The following is a 19,004-nucleotide window of genomic DNA, read 5'->3' on the forward strand; positions in this document are numbered from 1 at the left end:
CAACCAAGACCATGCTGGACCGGGTAGAGGACAAGTTCGATCTGCATCCCGAACGCCTGATCGCGGACACCGCCTACGGAACCGGGCCGCTCCTGAGTTGGCTTGTAGATCGCAACATCGCCCCGCACATTCCGGTCTTCGACAAGTCCGGGCGCAACGATGGCACCTGGACGCGGGCGGATCTCGAGTGGGATACAGAGAACGATCAGTACATTTGCCCTGAGGGCCAGGAACTCAAGCAGTTCCGCCGCAACTATTCTGACCCAAACCGAGGGCCAACTGACAAGGGCACGGCCCGCTACCGCGCCCTGAAAGACGTTTGCCAGGCCTGTCCATCAAAAGCCAAATGCTGCCCTAATGCCGATGCGCGCAAAATCACCCGCGAAGAGCACGAAGACGCTCGCCAGGTCGCCCGCGAGATCGCCAAAACCCGCCAATACGACATCTCGATGAAACTCAGAAAGAAGGTCGAGATGCTCTTTGCCCACCTCAAACGCATCCTCGGTCTGGAACGGCTCCGACTACGCGGACCATGCGGCGCAAATGACGAATTCCTTCTCGCCGCCACAGCCCAGAACCTCCGCAAATTGGCCAAGATCATTCCTGCACCGCAGCAAACGCGAAAAGCCTGATCAGAAAGGCGCTCGCGCCGTGCTCAATACCGTCAATTCTGCGTCAGCAACACGTTGTTTTTCCACAGAATCGGCTCAAAACCGACATTGCATCACAATCGCCCCAACAACTCCTCCGTCGGCCACGCATCTGCTGGCAAGCCTAAACGCACCTGTTCGGCTTGTACTGCGGCCCGCGTTCCTGCGCCCAGAATGCCGTCGATCTTGCCCACGTCATATCCGCGCGCCTGCAGTTTGCTTTGCAGCTGCTTCATCTGCGCACCGGACAGTCCGGGGGCCGGATTGCCTGCGTCGTAGATCTGACCGCCCTTCAGCCTTGTGCCGAAATAGGCGGCGGTCAGGACGTAGACAAAGCTCTGGTTCCATTCGAAATAGACGTCGAAATTCGGATAGGCCAGAAACGCAGGCCCCTTGTGCCCCTGCGGCAGGATAAGCGAGGCGGGCAGGTTGGCCAGCGATCCGCTGCGCGCCTGCACGCCCATCGCCTGCCAGTCCGCGATCGACCGTGGCTTGCCGGGGCCGGACAGGGACCAGTCCATCTGTGCGGGCACCGTCACCTCCTGCAGCCACGGCTGGCCCGGTTGCCAGCCCAGATGCGACAGCATCTTGCCCGCCGACATCAGCGCATCAGGGGCCGAGGTTTTCAATGACACGGTGCCGTCACCATCGCCGTCGACGCCGTTGTCCAGAATGTCCTGCGGCAGCATCTGTACCATGCCGATCTCGCCCGCCCAGGCACCAGTGGTGCGGGCAGGGTCGAAATTGCCCTGACTGTACAGTTCGATGGCCGCAAACACCTGTGGTCGGAACAGCTCGGGGCGGCGGCAGTCATGGGCCAGCGTCACCAGCGCATTGCGGGTGTTGAAATCACCCTGAAACGCGCCGTAATCGGTCTCGAACGCCCAGAAGGCGAGCAGCACCCCACGAGAGATGCCGTATTCCTGCTCGATCCGGTTGAATACCGCATCGTATTTGCGCGACATGGCTTGGCCGCGGTCGATGCGGTTTTGCGAGATCAGGCGGCGCGAGAACTCGATGAACGGTTTCTGAAACACACCCTGCGCGCGGTCGGCTTTGAGCACCGCGCCATCCTGCTGCACGCCTTTGAAAAACGCGTTGACGGTGGATTTATCGAACCCCCGCTGCACCGCTTCGGATTTCAGGCCCTTCACAAAACCGTTGAAGCCTCCACCACATTGGGCGAAAGCGGGTGAGGTCAGCAGGGCGGCGGCCACGAGGGCAGAGAGAAAGCGCATGGAACGGGTCCGTCAGAAAATGAAGTCCAGCCCAACCCACACCGACACGAGGCCAAGCGCAAGCCCCCAGACACGCCACAGCAGGTCACATGCGCGGAAAACCTCCGGCGCGCCGATCTCTTGCCGGGCGTCACCATTGACCCAGGCCAGATCGCGCATCTGCCCGTCATAGCTGCGCGGCCCGGCCAGTGCCACGTTCAGCGCGCGCGCCATTGCGGCCTCGGGCCAGCCTGCGTTGGGCGAGATATGGCGGCGCGCATCCGCCACCATCTCGATCCAGCGCGCCCATTGACCGGACAGCGCCACGATCATCAGGAAGGTCAGCCGCGCCGGGATCAGGTTCAGCACATCGTCCAGCCGCGCGGCGGCCCAGCCGAAGGCGCGGTAGGTTTCGGTGCGGTAGCCGATCATGCTGTCGGCGGTGTTGACGGCCTTGTAGATCAGCAGCCCCTGCAGACCCGCGACCAGAAACCAGAAGGCAGGGGCAATCACCCCGTCACTCAGGTTTTCGGCGGCACTTTCGATGGCGGACCGGGCGACCTGCGCCTCGGTCATGTCCCGCGTATCGCGTGAGACGATCATGGCCACCTGCGTCCGCCCCTCGGCCAGCGAGGTGCGTAGGCCGTCACCCACGGCGCGCACATGCTCGACCAGCGATTTCTGGGCCAACAGGATCGCGCAGATCACAAGCTCGGCGACGGGTCCCAGCAGTGCAAGAGCACGGCCCAGCAAGCAGGCGCCCAGCACCAGCAGCAGGACAACGGCAACCCCCTTGATCTGCCGGTGCGCGCCATGGTTCAGGCGCTTGTCTAGCCAGCCGATCACATTGCCGATCATCACCGCCGGGTGGCGGACACGCGACCACAGCCAGCCGGGCTCGCCCAATGCGGCGTCCAGACACAGCGCGCAGACCAGCACGAACGTAGTGCTCACAGGGCCGCCTCCAAGCGCGCCCAACCCTCTGCTGGCGGCAATCCAAGGCGCAGATAGGTGTCGGAATAGGGGAAAATGCGATTCCAGACATGCGCCTGCGCCAGCCGGTCCTGCCACGCGGTAGCGTTGTCCACATCATAAAGGCGGAACAGGCTGGTACCGCCGACCAGTCGCGCACCCCTGGCCGTCACAAGCCGGTCCAATCGCGCGGCCTCGTCGACCAGACGCACGCGGGTTGCCTCGGCCCACGCGGTGTCGCGCAGCGCCTGCGCGCCGACCCGCAGGGCAGGGCCAGACACCGCCCATGGGCCGGTCAGGTCGTTCAGCCGTGCGATAAGATCCGGCTGGCCAATGGCAAAGCCCAGCCGGAGACCGGCCAGACCCCAGAATTTTCCGAAACTCTTCAGCACGATCACGCCGGGCCTTTCGGCGAGATGGATCAGAGAGGCTTCGGGCGCGATATCGCAGAAGCTTTCGTCGATCACAGTCAGCGGGGCATCGACGTCGGCCTCCTGCCAGATGTGCCCATCGGGGTTGTTGGGATGCACGATCACCTGCGCCTCGGCCGGACCATCGTCCTGCACCTGCCAGCCCTGAGCGGTAAAGGCTGCGGCGTGTTCATTATAGGTGGGCGTGGTGATCCGCACCCGGCCCACTGCCGCCAATGCGGGAATGCGCGCAATCACCGCCGATGCGCCGGGCGCGGGCAGGATATCGGCGCCGTCCGGCACGTTCCAAAAGCCGCGCGCGGCCTCGGACAGCCGCGTAAACGCTCCATGATCGGGCAGTTCCATCCAATCTGCGGGCTGCAGCCCGGACACCTTGTAGGGATGCGGGTTGATTCCGGTCGACAGGTCGATCCAGTCAACCCGCGCCCCGCCATAGCGCGCCATAGCCCCGTCCAGCCCGCCGCCATGATCGCGCGCGGCCCGCGGGTTCAATCTGTCATCCTGTCCAACCATGTGCCCCTGCCGGAATCGCCGTGTTGCGCTGCTTCAAGCGGATTTTTGCCTCTCATACAAGCGAATCCGCCGGATAACGGCTCTGTGCGGCTGTCGTTAACACTTTGTTAAGGAAATCGCGTGATCACGGACTACGGGGGTCGGCACCACTCACCCATATCACGTGCCGAGGTTGTTGCAAATGAAAGTACTGATTGTTGAGAGTAACCCCGACCTTGGTCGGGTCTGGCAACGGCATCTGCAAAGGCAGGGTGCCGAAGTCACACTGGTCGAAACGCAAGAGGCCGCGATCCTGGCGCTCTATGGGACCGACTTTGAAATTATCGTGTTGGATCTGGTTCTGGAAACCGGCAGCGCGCTGGCAGTGGCGGATTTCGCCAGCTACCGTCGGCCTGACGCGCGGGTGATCTTTGTCACCAACACCACCTTCTTCTCGGACGGGTCCATCTTTGCCCACAGCGCCAATGCCTGCGCCTATGTCCAAAGCTCGACCCCGCCCGAGGATCTGGCGGCGATGGTCGAACATTACGCAGCCGGGCGCTGATCCCGCCCATGCGGTTCTGAATAATCCAGCACCGGGTTTGTCGGAATGATCCGGTGCGGATTGATGCTGTCATGGCTAAAGTGATAGTGGCGCACGATGTGGTTCATGTTCACCGTCCCCGCCACGCCGGGCCACTGATACAGCTCGCGCGTATAGGCCCAGAGGTTGGGGTAATCCACCAGCCGCCGCCGGTTGCATTTGAAATGCAGGTGATAGACCGGATCGAACCGGATCAGGGTGGTGAATAGCCGCCAGTCGGCCTCGGTGATGCGATCACCCATCAGGTAACGGTTATGGGCCAGACGACCCTCGAGCCAGTCCAGCGTGTCGAACAGTGGGCCAATGGCGGCGTCATAGGCCTCTTGCGAGGTGGCAAAACCGCATTTGTAGACGCCATTGTTGATGTCGGAATAAATGCGCGCGTTGACCTCTTCGATCTCATCGCGCATTGCCTCAGGCCAGTAATCGTCCGAATTGCCGGTGATCCCGTTGAAGGCCGAATTGAACATGCGGATGATTTCCGAGCTTTCGTTCGACACGATGGTCTTTTCCACCTTGTCCCACAGGATCGGCACGGTGACGCGGCCTGAATAGCTGGGGTCGGCCCGGGTATAAATCTGGTGGGCAAACTCTGACCCGAACAGCCGGTCCCCCGTCGCGCCATGGGCATCCGCCTCAAAGGTCCAGCCCTTGTCCAGCATGTCAGGATGCACGACCGAGACCGCGATATGGTCGCTCAGACCCTTCAGCTCGCGAAAAATCAAAGTGCGATGCGCCCACGGGCAGGCATGCGAGACATAGAGATGATAACGCCCGCTTTCCGCCTGAAACCCGCCGCGCCCCGACGGGCCGGGGGCACCATCGGCGGTGATCCAGTTGCGAAACTGCGCGGCCGAGCGTTTGAAGGCCCCGCCGGTGGATTTGGTGTCATACCAGGTGTCGTGCCAGACGCCGTCGACAAGCAGGCCCATCGTCATTCCTCCGCATTGCGATTGCGCCAAAGATAGGCTGCGTTGTGCCGCCTGCCTATTTCAGCGCGCGCGCATCTGGTCTGCATGCGTGCACAGTGCTGAAGGTTATGTGACGCTGTTCACTGGATTTTTACACAACATCCGCCAGAATAGAGGGTGTTAAGGGGGGAAATTGATTATGAGTACCTATGTTTCCAAGGAAATTCGCGCCGAATTGGACGCCGCCCGAATCGCCACGTTGAAGAAATCCAGCCGTTTGCGGGTGGAGGTTGGCGACAATAGCTTCAAAATTCTCACATTGTGGAGGGATGGGTTCACCGTCGAGGCCGCGACCACGCCGCGCTTGCGTGGGCTGGTCGATATCTATGATGGTGCGAACCACATGTACCAATGCCTGATCATCGCGGATGAGGAAGCGGTGGGCGAGATGCGCTATGAGTTCAAGCGCAACACCGTCGCCGCCGACAAGGCGCCGCTGGATTTTTACCGCCCGCCGGATGCACCGATCGCGCTGCTCGAATCCCCCGACTGACGCGCGCAACGCTTGACCCATGATGCGAACGCCCCGCTGCGCCTTCGGCGTTCCGCAGGCATTGGTGTCGCAAGATTTTCAGGCACTGGACGGGGCGGTTCAGCCCGGGGCTGTCAGGGTCAGGTTCACGGGGGCCAGACCATCGATAGCCCCTTCGATTTGATCCCCCGCGACCACGGGTCCGACCCCGGCGGGCGTTCCGGTCAGGATCAGATCACCGGGGCGCAAATGATAGAAACCCGACAGATGGCAGATCAGTTCATCTATCTTCCAGACCAGCTCCGACAATGTGGCGTCCTGTGCCATCCGCCCATTGACGCTCAGACAGATGCGCTTGTCATCCGATGGGCTCCAGTCATCGGCGCGGGTCAGCGGAGCGAAGACCGCGCCGTTTTCCACATCCTTGCCCAGATCCCAGGGGCGCTGTTTGTTGCGTTCGCGGATCTGCAGGTCGCGGCGCGTCATGTCCAGCGCGCACCCATAGCCAAAAATCGCCGCGCGAGCCTCAGCGACTGTGGCGTGGAACACAGGCTTGCAGATGGCAACGGCCAGTTCCATTTCGTGATGATAATCCTCGGTGCCTGCCGGATAAGGCACTTGTGCCCCGGTCAAAACCGCGTTGGGCGCGGATTTGGTGAAGTAAAACGGTGTCTGGCGATCCACCTCATGCCCCATTTCGGCAGCGTGGGCAGCATAGTTGCGGCCCACGCAGAAAATCCGCCCGATCGGATAGGTCGCCTGCTCCCCTTGAACCGGGATGCCTGGGATGTCCGGAAGCGCAAAAAGATGGTTGGGCATGACGGGCCTCCGTTTGTTCTTGGACGGGGTTTATTGCAAATCGCCAAACGCGGCCTTTAAGCGCGCACAGGCTTCTTCCACCCGCGCGCGTTGTGTGGCCAGATTGAACCGTTCGAACGTCTCGCCGCCGGTGCCGAACCCGGGGCCCGAGGATGTCGCGATCCGTGCATCCTCGCGCAGACGGCGGACAAACTCTTCGTGGCTCATACCGGTGCCCGAGAAATCGACCCAGGCCAGATAGGTTGCCTGCAGCGGCATCGACCACAGGCCGGGAATGTCGGCAATGGTGGCATCGAACAGTTTCCGGTTTGCGTCTAGGTGCGCGATCTGTGCGTCGACCCATTTCGCCCCTTCCGGGGAATAGGCGGCGGTGATCATCGCCACACCCAAGGCGCCGGGGTCATAATCCAGCGTTTGCAACCGGTGCTTCATCTCAGCCCGCAGCTTGGCATCCGGAATGATCATGTTACCGGTGCGCTGGCCTGCGATGTTGAAGGTTTTCGACGGGGCGCTCAAGGTCAGGGCCCATGGCCTTGAATCAGGCGCGGCCACATCCATTGGCACGAATGTGTTGCCCGAATAGATCAGGTCACTGTGAACCTCATCCGAGACCAGGATCAGCCCGTTTCGCTCGGCAAATGCCGCCACCGCACGCAGCTCATCCGGCGTCCACACCCGGCCCGAGGGGTTCTGCGGCGAGCACCACAGCAGCAATTTCTCGGACCCGTCGAGCCGCGACTGCGCATCCTCCAGATCCAGCCCATAGCTGTCGCCCTGCCGCACCAGCGGGCATTCCACCACCCGGCGGCCTGCCTTGTTCACCTTGTGCGCAAACTCATGATAGACGGGCGAGAAGATGACGACGCCATCGCCCGGCTCGCTCCAGACATCCAGACACAGGGCGATGGCGTTGCCCAATCCCTGCGAGGTCAAAATCCAGTCGGTGTCGATCTGCCAGTCATGCCGGGTCTTCATCCACCACTGGATCGCGTTCAGATAATCCGGGTGCATCCACGAATAGCCAAACGCGCCATGATCGGCGGCCGCGCGCACCGCCTCGATCACGCAAGGGGCTGTGGCATAGTCGGAATCGGCCGTCCACATGGCCAGCCCATCCTCGGGCGAGACGCCATACAGACGCTCCATCTTGTCCCATTTCGAAGCATTGGTGCCCCGGCGGTCGATCAGGTCGTTGAAAGTCATGTCATCTCCATCTGTCGAGGCGAAAGCTAACCACAAATCCATCAGGTGCAAGGGGGCCGTTGCGGTGGCGGGCGCGATGGCCTAAATCAGCCTCATGAAACGCAATATCCTGATCCATCCCGACCCCCGCCTGAAAAAGGTCTGCGCGCCGGTAGCCGACATCACCGACGATCTGCGCAAACTGGCCGATGACATGCTGGAGACGATGTATGACGCGCCCGGCATTGGCCTTGCCGCGCCGCAGATCGGCGTGCTGGACCGGCTGATCGTGGTGGATTGCGTCAAGGAAGAGGGCGAAGCACCGCGTCCGCTGGTGATGTTCAACCCCGAGGTCATCGCGTCGTCGGACGAGACCAGTGTTTACGAGGAAGGCTGCCTGTCGATCCCTGACCAATATGCCGAGGTGACGCGTCCCAAGGTGGTGGATGTCACTTGGCTGGACCGTGACGGCAACCTGCAACAGGAAACCTTCGACGATCTGTGGGCCACCTGCGTTCAGCATGAGATCGACCATCTGAACGGCAAGCTGTTTATCGACTATCTCAAACCGCTCAAACGTCAGATGATCACCCGCAAGATGCAGAAGCTGAAACGCGAAAAGGCCCGCACATGAGCGTGCGCACTTGCCTGCCATGGCCTGATAAACGCCTGCGCACCAAGGCTGATGACGTCACCGAGATCACGGACGAAATCCGCGCCATCTGGGACGACATGATCGACACGATGGAGGCGATGCCCGGCGTCGGCCTTGCCGCGACCCAGATCGGCGTGATGCTGCGGCTGGCGGTCGTCGATGGCTCGACCCAGCGGGGCAAGGCGGTGCGTCTGGCCAACCCGGAAATCCTGCACGCCTCGGTCGAACTGCGCGAGCATGAAGAGGCCAGCCCGAACCTGCCCGGTGTCTCTGCCACGGTCAAACGTCCCCGCGCGGTGACGGTCAAGTTCCTCAACGAACAGGGCCAGATCGACCGCCGCGATTTCGTCGGCATCGAGGCCACCAGCGTTCAACATCAGATCGACCATCTGAACGGGCGGATGTATTTCGACCGGCTCAGCAAGGTCAAACGCGACATGCTGCTGCGCAAGGCGAAGAAGATGGGGTGAAACCCCATCCTACGGAGGGACGGATGCGTATCATCTTCATGGGAACACCCGATTTCTCGGTGCCGGTACTGGATGCGCTGGTCCGTGCCGGGCACGAAATCGCCGCCGTCTATTGCCAACCGCCACGCCCCGCCGGTCGCGGCAAGAAAGACCGCCCGACCCCGGTGCACGCCCGCGCCGAGGCGCTGGGTCTGGAGGTGCGCTATCCCACCTCGCTGAAATCCCCTGAAGAGCAGGACGGCTTTGCCGCGCTGAATGCCGATGTGGCGGTGGTCGTGGCCTATGGTCTGATCCTGCCGCAACCCATTCTGGACGCGCCGACCCATGGCTGCCTGAACATCCACGCCAGCCTGCTGCCACGCTGGCGCGGGGCCGCGCCGATCCATCGTGCGATCATGGCAGGCGACGCGCAGACTGGCATCTGCATCATGCAGATGGAGGCCGGGCTGGACACCGGCCCCGTTCTGCTGCGCGAAGCCACTGAAATCGGGATCGAGGAAACCACAGCCCAACTCCATGACCGGCTGTCGGACATGGGCGCGGCGCTGATCGTTGAAGCGCTGGCAAAACTGCCCGATCTGATCCCCGATCCGCAGCCCGAGGATGGCGTGACCTATGCCGCCAAGATCGACAAATCCGAGGCGCGCATCGACTGGTCAGCGCCCGCCGCCGAAGTCGACCGGAAAATCCGCGGCCTCTCGCCGTTCCCCGGCGCTTGGACCGAGGTTGAAGGTGACCGGATCAAACTGCTTGCCTCCCGGTTGGCGGAAGGGCAGGGCACTCCGGGCGAGGTTCTGAACGATACACTGCGCGTCGCCTGCGGCGACGGCGCTGTAGAACTGCTGCGCTTGCAACGGGCGGGCAAAGGCGCGCAGGATAGAGAAACCTTTCTGCGGGGCTGGCCCATCCCGGTCGGCACCCGCCTGTCATCGGAGTAAGCCATGTTCATGATCCTGATGGGCACCGTCGTGATCGCCGGGATCGTCGGTTATCTGTCAGAAAAGACCGGCTTTACCCATAACGGCTATCTGCAATCCATCATCATCTGCGTGGGCGGTGCCTTCCTGTTCTATTTCCTCCGCATCATGTTCGGCATCAGTTTTGGCCCGCCGGGCCTGGACGCGGTGCTGTCATCCATCGGCGCGCTGATCATCGTGCCGACGCATTGGAGGAAATGACATGCCCATCGTCGTTCTGATCATCATTGGCGCCGCCGCAGGCTTCCTCGCCACCCGCCTGATGCGGATCGAGGCCGACATCCCAACCACGATGCTGATCGGTATCGTCGGCGCTCTGATCGGCGGGCTGATCCTGCGCACGCTTGTCACGGTGATGGGCTGGCTGTCGGGCTTTGTCGGGGCGGTGCTGGGGGCGCTGTTGGTGATCTGGCTCTGGCAGACCTACTTCCGCCGCTGAGCGCTTGACCATCCCCTGGTCTGCGACCAGTGTCCCGGGAAAACACTATCGAAAGGTCTCTCATGTCGCACGATCTGACCACGGGTGACGTCGCCCTGATGGGGGTCCCTCTGGACCTGCATTCCTCGTTCCTGCAAGGCCCCGCCTTCGCGCCGGGTCGCATCCGCGAGGCGTTGCATTCCGGTGCCGCCAACCTGACCGCCGAGGATGGCACCGATCTGGGCGCGACCGAGCGTTTCAAGGATACCGGCGATCTGGATGTGTTCGAGATGATGGGGCAGGAGCCCATCGACCGGATCGAGACAGGCGCCGCCGCCCGGATCGAAACCGGCGCGCGGGTCCTGTCGCTGGGCGGTGATCACTCGGTTGCCTATCCGCTGATCAAGGCCCATGCCGACCGGTATGAGGGGTTGAACGTCCTGCATATCGACAGCCACCCCGACCTCTATGACAGCCAGCAGATCGGCCCGCTGGGCCACGGCTGCCCGTTTGCGCGGGTGATGGAGACCGGCAAGATCAACCGCCTGGTGCAGGTCGGCATCCGCACCATGAACGCGCATCAGCAGGAACAGGCCGACAAATTCGGGGTCGAGGTGATCGACATGCGCAACTGGCGCCCCGATCTCGAGATCAGCTTTGACGGCCCGGTCTACCTGTCGCTGGACCTCGACGCGCTGGATCCGGCCTTTGCTCCCGGCGTCTCGCATCACGAACCCGGCGGGCTGAGCACGCGAGAGGTGATCGACCTGATCCACCGGTTCAAGGGCCAGTTGGTCGGCGCGGATATTGTCGAGCTGAACCCGCACCGCGACCCCTATGGCATGACCGCCATGGTGGCGGCGAAATTCGTCAAGGAAATCGGCGCGCGGCTGCTCAGCTGTTAACGTGCGTCGCAGATCGCAGCGGCCCCAAGTCCAGGGGCCGCGCGTGTCGTCATGCCGAACCGGTTGGCCTCGGATGCGGTCATCCAGTGCATCTCATCTTCCGAGGCAACATCCAGCGTGAACCAATAGAACGCGGGGTCGACGCCGATATCCTCGAAATAGTCGAGGTATCGGTGATGCTCATGATGATCTTCGGGCAGCTCTGCCGCGATATACCCGCCGCCGCCCCAACTGTGGACACCGACGCAGGCACCGGGCTCCAGCACGCGCCGTTTGCCGGCCAGAAACAGATCAGTCCCGCCCGAGGCCACCAGCCCATTGGACGGCACCACCGTATCGAACCCTTCTTCCCGCACCATCCGGCTGAAGACCACATTGGCATAATCATCCACCGAGCCTGAGATATTCTGCAGCACCAGCGTCCTGATGTCAGGGTTTTCGGCGATGGCCTGTTCAAACGCGCTGAGCGTTGTGTGGTCGATCGTTCCGCTCGCCACAATCCGATCACCCTCGGCGGTGAAGCGGACCGGGTTGTACGTGTCCGCACATGCCGCCAGCAGCGGTAATGCGGCGACCAGATAACGAAGCCGGGGGGTCACGGAAGCTGCCTCATTGCCGGGGTGGTCGGGTTTTGTAGACCGGCAATTGCCAGCCAAACAACAGCGACCCGGCCCGCAGCGCCCAGCAGGTCAGCGCGCATAATCCCAGCGCGGGCAGGCCCGACAGCCCAAAGCGCGTCACCAACACCGCCATCAGCGCCCCGGCAAACGCGCACGAGACATAGAGCTGCCCCTGTTTCAGCACCAGCGGCACCTCGTTGCAGACCACATCGCGCATCAGCCCGCCCAGACACCCGGTGGTCACGCCCATCAGCACCACGATGACGCCGGACTGGCCCAGTGCCAGCGCCGCGCCGGTGCCCGCCGCGACGGCGATGGACAGGGCGAAACTGTCCAGCCAGACCAGCCAGTTGTACCGGCTTTCCACCAGATGCGCGGTGAAGAACACCAGCACCGCCGCGCCGCAGGCGATCAGGATGTAGTCGGGCTGGCCGACCCAGAAGACGGGATGCCGGTTCAGCAACAGGTCGCGCACGGTGCCGCCGCCCACTGCGGTGAGGCAGGCGATGAAGGCAAACCCCACCAGATCCAGCTGCGCCCGGCTGGCCACCAGCGCCCCGGTCAGCGCAAAGACCAGTACCGAGGCATAGTCCAGCAGGGCCAGCCCGTTCACGCCTGTTCCTTCTTGGGTTTGAACGGGGCCATGCCCGCGCGCGCCAACTCGTCGGCGCGTTCATTCTCGGGGTGACCCGCATGGCCCTTGACCCATTCCCAGGTCACCTGATGTCGCTCTTGCGCCGCATCCAGCCGCTGCCACAGATCGACATTCTTGACCGGTTTCTTGTTCGACGTCTTCCAGCCGTTCCGCTTCCAGCCGAAAATCCAGCCGGTGACACCGTTTTTCACATAGGCGCTGTCGGTGACGATGGTGATGGCCGAAGCGCGCTCCAGCGCCTCAAGCGCGTTGATCGCCGCCAGCAGTTCCATTCGGTTGTTGGTGGTTTCGGCCTCGCCACCCTTCAACTCGCGTTCCTTCAGAACGGTCTCACCCTCCATCGCGCGCAGCAGCACGCCCCAGCCGCCGGGGCCGGGATTGCCGGAACAGGCGCCATCGGTATACGCAAACAAATCAGGCATGGGCAAACACCAGAATGAACCCGTCATAGGACCCCGCCAGACCCTTGCCCATGCCCTTCACGGAACGGTCTACGGTGAACCCGGCAGCGATCAGGGCGTTCGTGATCTCGGTTTCGGAATAATAGGTATAGTAGCGGTCAAGATCGTCGCGATGCTCACCTGTGCCCAGTTTCATACCCAGAAACAACTGGCCGCCGGGCTTCAAGGCCCTGTGGATCGCGGCCAGATGACGGGGGAAATCGGCGCGTGGGGCGTGCAGCAGCGAGAAGCTGGCATAGACCCCGTCATATTCCGCCACCTCGGTGACATCATCGAAACTGCCCAGATGCGCATCCACGCCGTTTTCACGCGCGTGTTCGACAAAGGCGGGCGTGGCGTCCAGCGCCCGCACCGTCAGCCCTTGCCGCATCAGAAACGTGCTGTCCGATCCGGGACCCGAGCCCAGATCCAGCACATGGCCCGTGCCGACGGCATCGGCAAAGGCCTGCCGCGCCTGCACCTGCTCGGGCGGCAGCGGAATTCTCAGATAATCCGCGATCCGTGCCGTATAGGCGTTGATCGTGCGTTCATCACTCACAGGTATACTCCCACCGCAAGACAGGCCAGCACGACGGCGGTCAGCAGGATGCGCAGCCGCATCCACCAGACCGGGGTCAGCCGCCAGTATGAGAACACGGCGTCCAGCAAAAGCAACCCGGCAAAGCCATACATAAGGTTCGTGCCCGCCGTGACCGGCCCGCCGCCGGTCATAAAAAACGCCCACAGCGCGGGCAGGATCGACAGCGTGTAGCAGGTCGTCGCCTTGCTGCCCGAGGTCTTGGTGGCAAAGCCCCACAACACGCCGGACATGAAGCTCAGAATGACCGAGCCATAGAACAGCTGGATATACGGCCCCACGAACCGCGACCCCAGCGCCTGTCGGCCCCAGTCGTTCAGATCACCGCTCAGATAGGTCAGCGCGCCCCAGACAAACGGGATCAACCCCGCCAGCCCAAGAAACAGCGGCGCGCGGGGGATGCCGCTCATGCCGGTTGCCGCAACACGCGGGGCACCTTGAACTCGACGTTTTCGACGGCGGTCTCGACCAGTTCGACCGTCACGTCATAGCGGTCGCGGAAGGCGTCGATCACCTCGTTCACCAGCACTTCGGGTGCCGAGGCTCCGGCGCTAAGCGCGATGCTGGAGATTCCCTCCAGCGCGCGCCAGTCGATCTCGGTGGCGCGCTGTACCAGCTGCGCATAGGTGCAGCCCGCGCGCGACGCCACTTCGACCAGACGGCGCGAGTTTGACGAGTTCGGTGCGCCCACCACCAGCAGCGCATCGGATTTCGGTGCGACCGCCTTCACCGCCTTTTGCCGGTTGGTGGTGGCATAGCAGATGTCTTCCTTATGCGGGCTGACGATAGCCGGGAACCGGGCCTTAAGCGCTGCAATGATATCCTTGGTGTCATCCACCGACAGGGTGGTCTGGGTGACAAAGGCCAGCTTTTCGGGGTTGCGCACGGCAACCTGCGCCACATCCTCGACCGTTTCGACCAGCAGCACCTCACCTTCGGGCAGTTGCCCCATGGTGCCGATGGTTTCGGGATGCCCCTTGTGGCCGATCATGATCATCTGCAGGCCCTGATCGGCGTGACGCTGCGCCTCGACATGCACCTTGGACACCAGCGGGCAGGTGGCGTCGACATAGATCATCTCGCGCTGGGCTGCCGCCGCAGGCACCGATTTCGGCACCCCATGCGCCGAGAAAATGACAGGCCGGTCATCGGGGCATTCGTCCAGTTCCTCGACAAACACCGCACCCTTGGCGCGCAGCCCGTCGACGACGAATTTGTTGTGCACGATCTCATGGCGCACATAGACCGGCGCGCCCCATTTCTGCAGCGCCATTTCGACGATCTTGATGGCGCGGTCGACACCGGCGCAGAACCCGCGCGGGGCGGCCAGATAAAGTGTCAGCGGTGGCTTGGTCATTGGGCGATCTCCTGGACCGAACACCTAGGTCTTTTCATCGCCATGGTCCAGACAGCAGAGCGTCATTTCCCTGACATGAATCGCTGCTAGCAAAGGGGCGTTTTCAGCACCTATCCCTTTAAAATAAGTGCGGCCAGGGCTTCTGGCCCTGGCCGCACATAGTCTTGTCCCCATGAGTGTGTGAGTGGTGGGGCTTGTTGGTCTTCAGTGTCCGCCGGCAGCCGCAACGCTGCGCGGCTCGGACGGCATTTCACGCGGAGGGCGCCCGATCACGTCACGCAGGTCCTCCAGCTCGATGAAATTGTCGGCCTGGCGGCGCAACTCGTCCGAGATCATCGGCGGCTGGCTGCGGATGGTCGAGACGACCGAAACGCGCACGCCCTGACGCTGCAGGCTGGCAATCAGCGGGCGGAAATCCCCATCGCCCGAAAACAGCACGATATGATCGACGCGCGGCGCCAGTTCCATGGCATCGACGGTCAGCTCGATATCCATGTTTCCTTTGACTTTCCGACGCCCCATGCTGTCGGTGTATTCCTTGGCCGGTTTGGTGACCATGGTGAAGCCGTTGTAATGCAGCCAGTCCACCAGCGGTCGGATCGGGGAATACTCGTCATTTTCCAGTAGCGCTGTGTAGTAGAAAGCTCTAAGCAGTTTGCCTCTGCGCATGAATTCCTGGCGCAGCAACTTGTAGTCGATGTCAAACCCCAGCGCTTTGGCGGCTGCATAAAGATTCGAGCCGTCGATGAACAGCGCTAGCCGTTCGTCCTTGTAAAACATAAAAATGGTCCTTCCGGTATAAGCCACCGCACCGTGAGTTCCGTGAGTGTAAAGTAATTGGTCAGTGCAATGGTGACCCTAAAATAGGTCTTTTTGCCTGCATCGCAAGCATTCTCTGTATGGAATATGGGGTTAAAAGTGGTCAAATCCTTGTCAAAAGCCGTCATCGCGCTGGGCGCAAATCTCAGTCTGAGAGATAATGGACCCAAGGTGACACTTGAGCAATCGCTGATGGCGATGGCGGGTGCGGGTCTGGTGATTCGCGCCACCAGCCGGTTTTTCGCCACGCCGTGCTTTCCGGCAGGGGCAGGGCCGGATTACGTCAATGCCGCGGCTTTGATCGAAACGGACCACACGCCGCAGCAGGTGCTGGAGCGGCTGCATCGTATCGAACACGACTTTGGCCGTGCCCGCGAACAGCGCTGGAGCATGCGCACGCTCGACCTTGATCTGGTCTGCTGGGGTGACCGGGTTTTGCCGGACCGTGCGGAATACGACCGCTGGCGCACCCTGCCGCTTGAGGATCAGATCAAAGCCGCACCTGATCGGTTGATCCTGCCGCATCCGCGTCTGCAGGACCGCGCGTTTGTGCTGGTTCCGATGGCCGATGTCGCCCCCGATTGGCGCCATCCTGTGCTGGGGCGCACGGTGACGCAGATGGTTGCCGCGCTGCCGCCCGGGGACGCGGCAGCGGTCACGCCGCTGTGATCCTCGCATTTGCGGTATTTCCTGCTTGTCAAGGCGGGGATTCGCGCTTAGATAAACTCCTTCCTGCCACGGATTCATTTACGGAGAGCGCCCCATGGCCCGCGTTACGGTCGAAGATTGTGTAGACAAGGTCCCGAACCGGTTCGAACTGGTGATGCTTGCAGCCCACCGGGCGCGCGAGATTTCCGCTGGTTCCGCGATCACCGTTGACCGCGATAACGACAAGAACCCCGTCGTTTCGCTGCGCGAAATTGCGGACGAGATGCAAAGCGCGGACGACCTGCGCGAACGCCTGATCGAAGCCAACCAGACCCAGATCGAAGTTGACGAGCCGGAAGAAGATCAGATGGCGCTGCTGATGGGTGCGGAATCCGACAAACCGGCGGATGACGACATGTCCGAAGAAAAGCTCCTGCGCGCGCTGATGGAGGCTCAGGGCCAGGGGTAAGCCCCAAGACGAAGGTGCGGACCGGATGATTTCTGCAGAAGACCTGATTGCGCTGGTCCGCAATTACAATCCCAAGACAAATGCTGAACGCATCGCCCGGGCTTATGAGTTCGGCCAGCAGATGCATGACGGGCAGTTCCGCCATTCCGGCGAGCCCTATTTTTCGCACCCCGTTGCCGTTGCAGCCATCCTGACCGAACAGCGTCTGGATGATGCCACCATAATCACCGCCCTGCTGCACGACACGATCGAGGACACCAAGGCGAATTACGGCAAGGTATCCGAACTGTTCGGGGATGAGGTCGCCAAGCTGGTCGATGGCGTCACCAAACTGACCAACCTGCAACTGTCCAGCCGCGAGACCAAGCAGGCCGAAAACTTCCGCAAGCTGTTCATGGCCATGTCCAAGGACCTGCGGGTTATCCTCGTCAAACTGGCCGACCGTCTGCACAACATGCGCACCATCAAGGCGATGCGCCCCGAAAAGCAGGTACAGAAGGCGCGCGAAACGATGGATATCTACGCGCCGCTTGCGGGCCGCATGGGGATGCAATGGATGCGCGAGGAGCTGGAAGACCTCGCTTTTCGCGTCCTCAACCCTGAAGGCCGCCAGTCGATCATCCGCCGCTTTATCACCTTGCAACGTGAAACTGGCGACGTGATCCACCGCATCACCGGCGACATGCGGCACGAGCTGGAAAAGGCCGGGATCGAGGCCGAGGTGTTCGGCCGCGCCAAAAAACCCTATTCGATCTGGCGCAAGATGCAGGAAAAGGATCAGGGCTTTTCGCGCCTCTCCGACATTTACGGCTTCCGCATCATCACAAGGACCGAAGAAGACTGCTATCGCACCCTCGGCGCGATCCACCAGCGCTGGCGCGCGGTGCCGGGACGGTTCAAGGATTATATCAGCCAGCCGAAATCGAACGGCTACCGCTCGATCCACACCACGGTGTCGGGCCGTGACGGCAAGCGGGTCGAGGTTCAGATCCGCACCCGTCAGATGCACGACGTGGCCGAAACCGGCGTGGCGGCGCACTGGTCGTATCGCGACGGTGTCCGGTCCGAGAACCCCTTCGCCGTCGACCCGGCCAAGTGGATTTCCAATCTCACCGAACAGTTCGACAGTGAAGAGGATCACGAGGATTTCCTCGAAGCCGTCAAGCTCGAGATGTATTCGGACCAGGTGTTCTGCTTCACCCCTAAGGGCGACGTGGTGAAACTGCCGCGCGGGGCAACACCGATCGACTTTGCCTATGCCATCCACACCCGCATCGGCCACTCGTGTGTCGGGGCCAAGGTTGACGGCATTCGCGTGCCGCTCTGGACGCGGCTGAAAAACGGGCAATCGGTCGACATCATCGCCGCCGATGGCCAGACGCCGCAGGTGACGTGGCTGGAAATTGCGGTCACCGGCAAGGCCCGCACTGCCATTCGCCGCGCGCTGCGCGAGGTCGACCGCGAGCGGTTCATCAAGCTGGGCAAGGAACTGGCCCGCGCCGGGTTCGAGAATCTGGGCCGCAAATCCACCGACAAGGCGCTGGATACCGCCGCCAAACACCTGCGCCTGAAGGACCGCCACGAATTGCTGGCCCGTCTGGGCAGCGCCGAGCTGACCGCCCATGAGGTGGTCGAGGCCGTCTATCCCGAGCTGACCAAGGATGACGGCGACGCCATCTCGCCCCGCCGCGCGGTGATCGGGCTTGAACCGGGGCAGAAATTTGAACGCGCGCCCTGCTGTCAGCCGCTGCCGGGCGAACGCATCGTCGGCATCACCTATCGCGGCAAGGGCGTGGTGGTGCATGCCATCGATTGCGACCGTCTGACCGATTACGAAAATGAACCGGACCGCTGGGTCGACCTGCACTGGCAGGCAGGCACGCACCCTGCCGTCTACGGGGCGACGCTTGATCTGACCATCGGCAACGATGCCGGTGTGCTGGGGCGTATTTGCACATTGATCGGCGAGAAAAAGGCCAATATCTCGAACCTTGAATTCGTTGACCGCAAACCGGATTTTTACCGCCTGATGATCAATGTCGAGCTGCGCGACCTTGAACAGTTGCACTCGCTGATGCTGATGCTCGAGGCGGAAAGCGATGTGGCTGCGGTTGAACGGTACCGGGAAAGTGCGAAACCCGCCGTCGCGGCTGGCTGAGAAGG

General features: G+C 62.2%; 25 protein-coding genes. 12 read left to right on the plus strand and 13 right to left on the minus strand.

Annotated features, from left to right (window positions below):
* On the plus strand, window positions 1-632 hold a 632-nt coding region (locus ACR0K9_RS19175; RefSeq protein WP_480825571.1), incomplete at its 5' end, for a transposase.
* A 92-nt stretch (window positions 633-724) separates the two neighbouring features.
* On the opposite strand, the gene ACR0K9_RS19180 is transcribed toward ACR0K9_RS19175, so the two are convergent.
* The 3 genes from ACR0K9_RS19180 to ACR0K9_RS19190 are packed head-to-tail and all read right to left on the minus strand — an operon-like array spanning window position 725 to window position 3,783.
* Window positions 725-1,888, minus strand: coding sequence for a lytic murein transglycosylase (locus ACR0K9_RS19180; protein ID WP_480825573.1), 1,164 nt, complete (start codon window positions 1,886-1,888; stop codon window positions 725-727).
* A 12-nt stretch (window positions 1,889-1,900) separates the two neighbouring features.
* Window positions 1,901-2,821, minus strand: coding sequence for an adenosylcobinamide-phosphate synthase CbiB (gene cbiB, locus ACR0K9_RS19185; RefSeq protein ID WP_480825575.1), 921 nt, complete (start codon window positions 2,819-2,821; stop codon window positions 1,901-1,903).
* Window positions 2,818-3,783 (minus strand): threonine-phosphate decarboxylase, encoded by a 966-nt coding sequence (locus tag ACR0K9_RS19190; RefSeq protein WP_480825577.1) that lies wholly within the window; start codon window positions 3,781-3,783, stop codon window positions 2,818-2,820. Before ACR0K9_RS19190 ends, cbiB begins: the two co-directional genes overlap by 4 nt.
* Before the next feature lie 181 nt (window positions 3,784-3,964).
* Between ACR0K9_RS19190 and ACR0K9_RS19195 the strand changes: the two genes are divergently transcribed.
* Window positions 3,965-4,327, plus strand: coding sequence for a response regulator transcription factor (locus tag ACR0K9_RS19195; protein WP_480534714.1), 363 nt, complete (start codon window positions 3,965-3,967; stop codon window positions 4,325-4,327).
* On the opposite strand, the gene ACR0K9_RS19200 is transcribed toward ACR0K9_RS19195, so the two are convergent.
* A complete protein-coding gene (locus tag ACR0K9_RS19200; RefSeq protein ID WP_480825579.1) occupies window positions 4,309-5,298 on the minus strand; it encodes a glutathione S-transferase family protein in 990 nt (329 codons plus the stop codon). The genes ACR0K9_RS19195 and ACR0K9_RS19200 overlap by 19 nt on opposite strands.
* Before the next feature lie 178 nt (window positions 5,299-5,476).
* Between ACR0K9_RS19200 and ACR0K9_RS19205 the strand changes: the two genes are divergently transcribed.
* The gene (locus tag ACR0K9_RS19205; RefSeq protein WP_480534718.1) at window positions 5,477-5,830 is read left to right on the plus strand and encodes a hypothetical protein; all 354 of its coding nucleotides are present in this window, start codon (window positions 5,477-5,479) and stop codon (window positions 5,828-5,830) included.
* A gap of 99 nt (window positions 5,831-5,929) precedes the next feature.
* On the opposite strand, the gene ACR0K9_RS19210 is transcribed toward ACR0K9_RS19205, so the two are convergent.
* Complete coding sequence (locus ACR0K9_RS19210; RefSeq protein WP_480825581.1) at window positions 5,930-6,628, minus strand: fumarylacetoacetate hydrolase family protein; 699 nt, start codon at window positions 6,626-6,628, stop codon at window positions 5,930-5,932.
* A gap of 30 nt (window positions 6,629-6,658) precedes the next feature.
* Entirely contained in the window at window positions 6,659-7,831 is a 1,173-nt protein-coding gene (locus tag ACR0K9_RS19215; protein WP_480825583.1) for a MalY/PatB family protein, read from the minus strand.
* Window positions 7,832-7,925: 94 nt separating this feature from the next.
* Between ACR0K9_RS19215 and def (ACR0K9_RS19220) the strand changes: the two genes are divergently transcribed.
* From def (ACR0K9_RS19220) to speB, 6 genes are all read left to right on the plus strand, one after another.
* Window positions 7,926-8,444, plus strand: coding sequence for a peptide deformylase (gene def, locus ACR0K9_RS19220; protein ID WP_480534724.1), 519 nt, complete (start codon window positions 7,926-7,928; stop codon window positions 8,442-8,444).
* Window positions 8,441-8,935: a peptide deformylase gene (gene def / locus ACR0K9_RS19225; RefSeq protein ID WP_480534726.1), complete on the plus strand. Its 495-nt coding sequence runs from the start codon at window positions 8,441-8,443 to the stop codon at window positions 8,933-8,935. Before def (ACR0K9_RS19220) ends, def (ACR0K9_RS19225) begins: the two co-directional genes overlap by 4 nt.
* Window positions 8,936-8,958: 23 nt before the next feature.
* Window positions 8,959-9,873: a methionyl-tRNA formyltransferase gene (gene fmt / locus ACR0K9_RS19230; protein ID WP_480825585.1), complete on the plus strand. Its 915-nt coding sequence runs from the start codon at window positions 8,959-8,961 to the stop codon at window positions 9,871-9,873.
* Between the two features lie 3 nt (window positions 9,874-9,876).
* A complete protein-coding gene (locus ACR0K9_RS19235) occupies window positions 9,877-10,113 on the plus strand; it encodes a hypothetical protein (protein ID WP_170781080.1) in 237 nt (78 codons plus the stop codon).
* A 1-nt stretch (window position 10,114) separates the two neighbouring features.
* On the plus strand, window positions 10,115-10,351 hold the full coding sequence (locus ACR0K9_RS19240; RefSeq protein WP_480825587.1) for a GlsB/YeaQ/YmgE family stress response membrane protein: 237 nt from the start codon (window positions 10,115-10,117) through the stop codon (window positions 10,349-10,351).
* Window positions 10,352-10,413: 62 nt separating this feature from the next.
* Window positions 10,414-11,235 (plus strand): agmatinase, encoded by an 822-nt coding sequence (gene speB, locus ACR0K9_RS19245; RefSeq protein WP_480825589.1) that lies wholly within the window; start codon window positions 10,414-10,416, stop codon window positions 11,233-11,235.
* On the opposite strand, the gene ACR0K9_RS19250 is transcribed toward speB, so the two are convergent.
* The 7 genes from ACR0K9_RS19250 to ACR0K9_RS19280 all read right to left on the minus strand — a co-directional run bounded on the left by ACR0K9_RS19250 (window position 11,232) and on the right by ACR0K9_RS19280 (window position 15,685).
* Window positions 11,232-11,834: a COG3904 family protein gene (locus ACR0K9_RS19250; protein ID WP_480825590.1), complete on the minus strand. Its 603-nt coding sequence runs from the start codon at window positions 11,832-11,834 to the stop codon at window positions 11,232-11,234. The genes speB and ACR0K9_RS19250 overlap by 4 nt on opposite strands.
* A gap of 10 nt (window positions 11,835-11,844) precedes the next feature.
* Entirely contained in the window at window positions 11,845-12,468 is a 624-nt protein-coding gene (locus ACR0K9_RS19255; protein ID WP_480825592.1) for a trimeric intracellular cation channel family protein, read from the minus strand.
* Complete coding sequence (gene rnhA / locus ACR0K9_RS19260) at window positions 12,465-12,932, minus strand: ribonuclease HI (RefSeq protein ID WP_480534738.1); 468 nt, start codon at window positions 12,930-12,932, stop codon at window positions 12,465-12,467. The genes ACR0K9_RS19255 and rnhA overlap by 4 nt, the downstream gene beginning before the upstream one ends.
* Window positions 12,925-13,509 carry a class I SAM-dependent methyltransferase gene (locus ACR0K9_RS19265; RefSeq protein ID WP_480825594.1) on the minus strand — a complete coding sequence of 195 codons (585 nt, stop codon included), beginning with the start codon at window positions 13,507-13,509 and terminating at the stop codon, window positions 12,925-12,927. The genes rnhA and ACR0K9_RS19265 overlap by 8 nt, the downstream gene beginning before the upstream one ends.
* Window positions 13,506-13,958 (minus strand): DUF3429 domain-containing protein, encoded by a 453-nt coding sequence (locus ACR0K9_RS19270; RefSeq protein WP_480825596.1) that lies wholly within the window; start codon window positions 13,956-13,958, stop codon window positions 13,506-13,508. The genes ACR0K9_RS19265 and ACR0K9_RS19270 overlap by 4 nt, the downstream gene beginning before the upstream one ends.
* The gene (ispH, locus tag ACR0K9_RS19275; RefSeq protein WP_480825598.1) at window positions 13,955-14,905 is read right to left on the minus strand and encodes a 4-hydroxy-3-methylbut-2-enyl diphosphate reductase; all 951 of its coding nucleotides are present in this window, start codon (window positions 14,903-14,905) and stop codon (window positions 13,955-13,957) included. Before ispH ends, ACR0K9_RS19270 begins: the two co-directional genes overlap by 4 nt.
* A 204-nt stretch (window positions 14,906-15,109) precedes the next feature.
* Window positions 15,110-15,685, minus strand: coding sequence for a LabA-like NYN domain-containing protein (locus tag ACR0K9_RS19280; protein ID WP_298388428.1), 576 nt, complete (start codon window positions 15,683-15,685; stop codon window positions 15,110-15,112).
* Between the two features lie 126 nt (window positions 15,686-15,811).
* Between ACR0K9_RS19280 and folK the strand changes: the two genes are divergently transcribed.
* The 3 genes from folK to ACR0K9_RS19295 all read left to right on the plus strand — a co-directional run bounded on the left by folK (window position 15,812) and on the right by ACR0K9_RS19295 (window position 18,999).
* Window positions 15,812-16,393 (plus strand): 2-amino-4-hydroxy-6-hydroxymethyldihydropteridine diphosphokinase, encoded by a 582-nt coding sequence (folK, locus tag ACR0K9_RS19285; RefSeq protein ID WP_480825600.1) that lies wholly within the window; start codon window positions 15,812-15,814, stop codon window positions 16,391-16,393.
* Window positions 16,394-16,487: 94 nt separating this feature from the next.
* A complete protein-coding gene (gene rpoZ / locus ACR0K9_RS19290) occupies window positions 16,488-16,841 on the plus strand; it encodes a DNA-directed RNA polymerase subunit omega (RefSeq protein WP_480534749.1) in 354 nt (117 codons plus the stop codon).
* 25 nt (window positions 16,842-16,866) lie between these two features.
* Window positions 16,867-18,999, plus strand: coding sequence for a RelA/SpoT family protein (locus tag ACR0K9_RS19295; RefSeq protein ID WP_480534751.1), 2,133 nt, complete (start codon window positions 16,867-16,869; stop codon window positions 18,997-18,999).
* Window positions 19,000-19,004 lie beyond the last annotated feature (5 nt).

Source organism: Ruegeria sp. L12 (assembly GCF_056531745.1).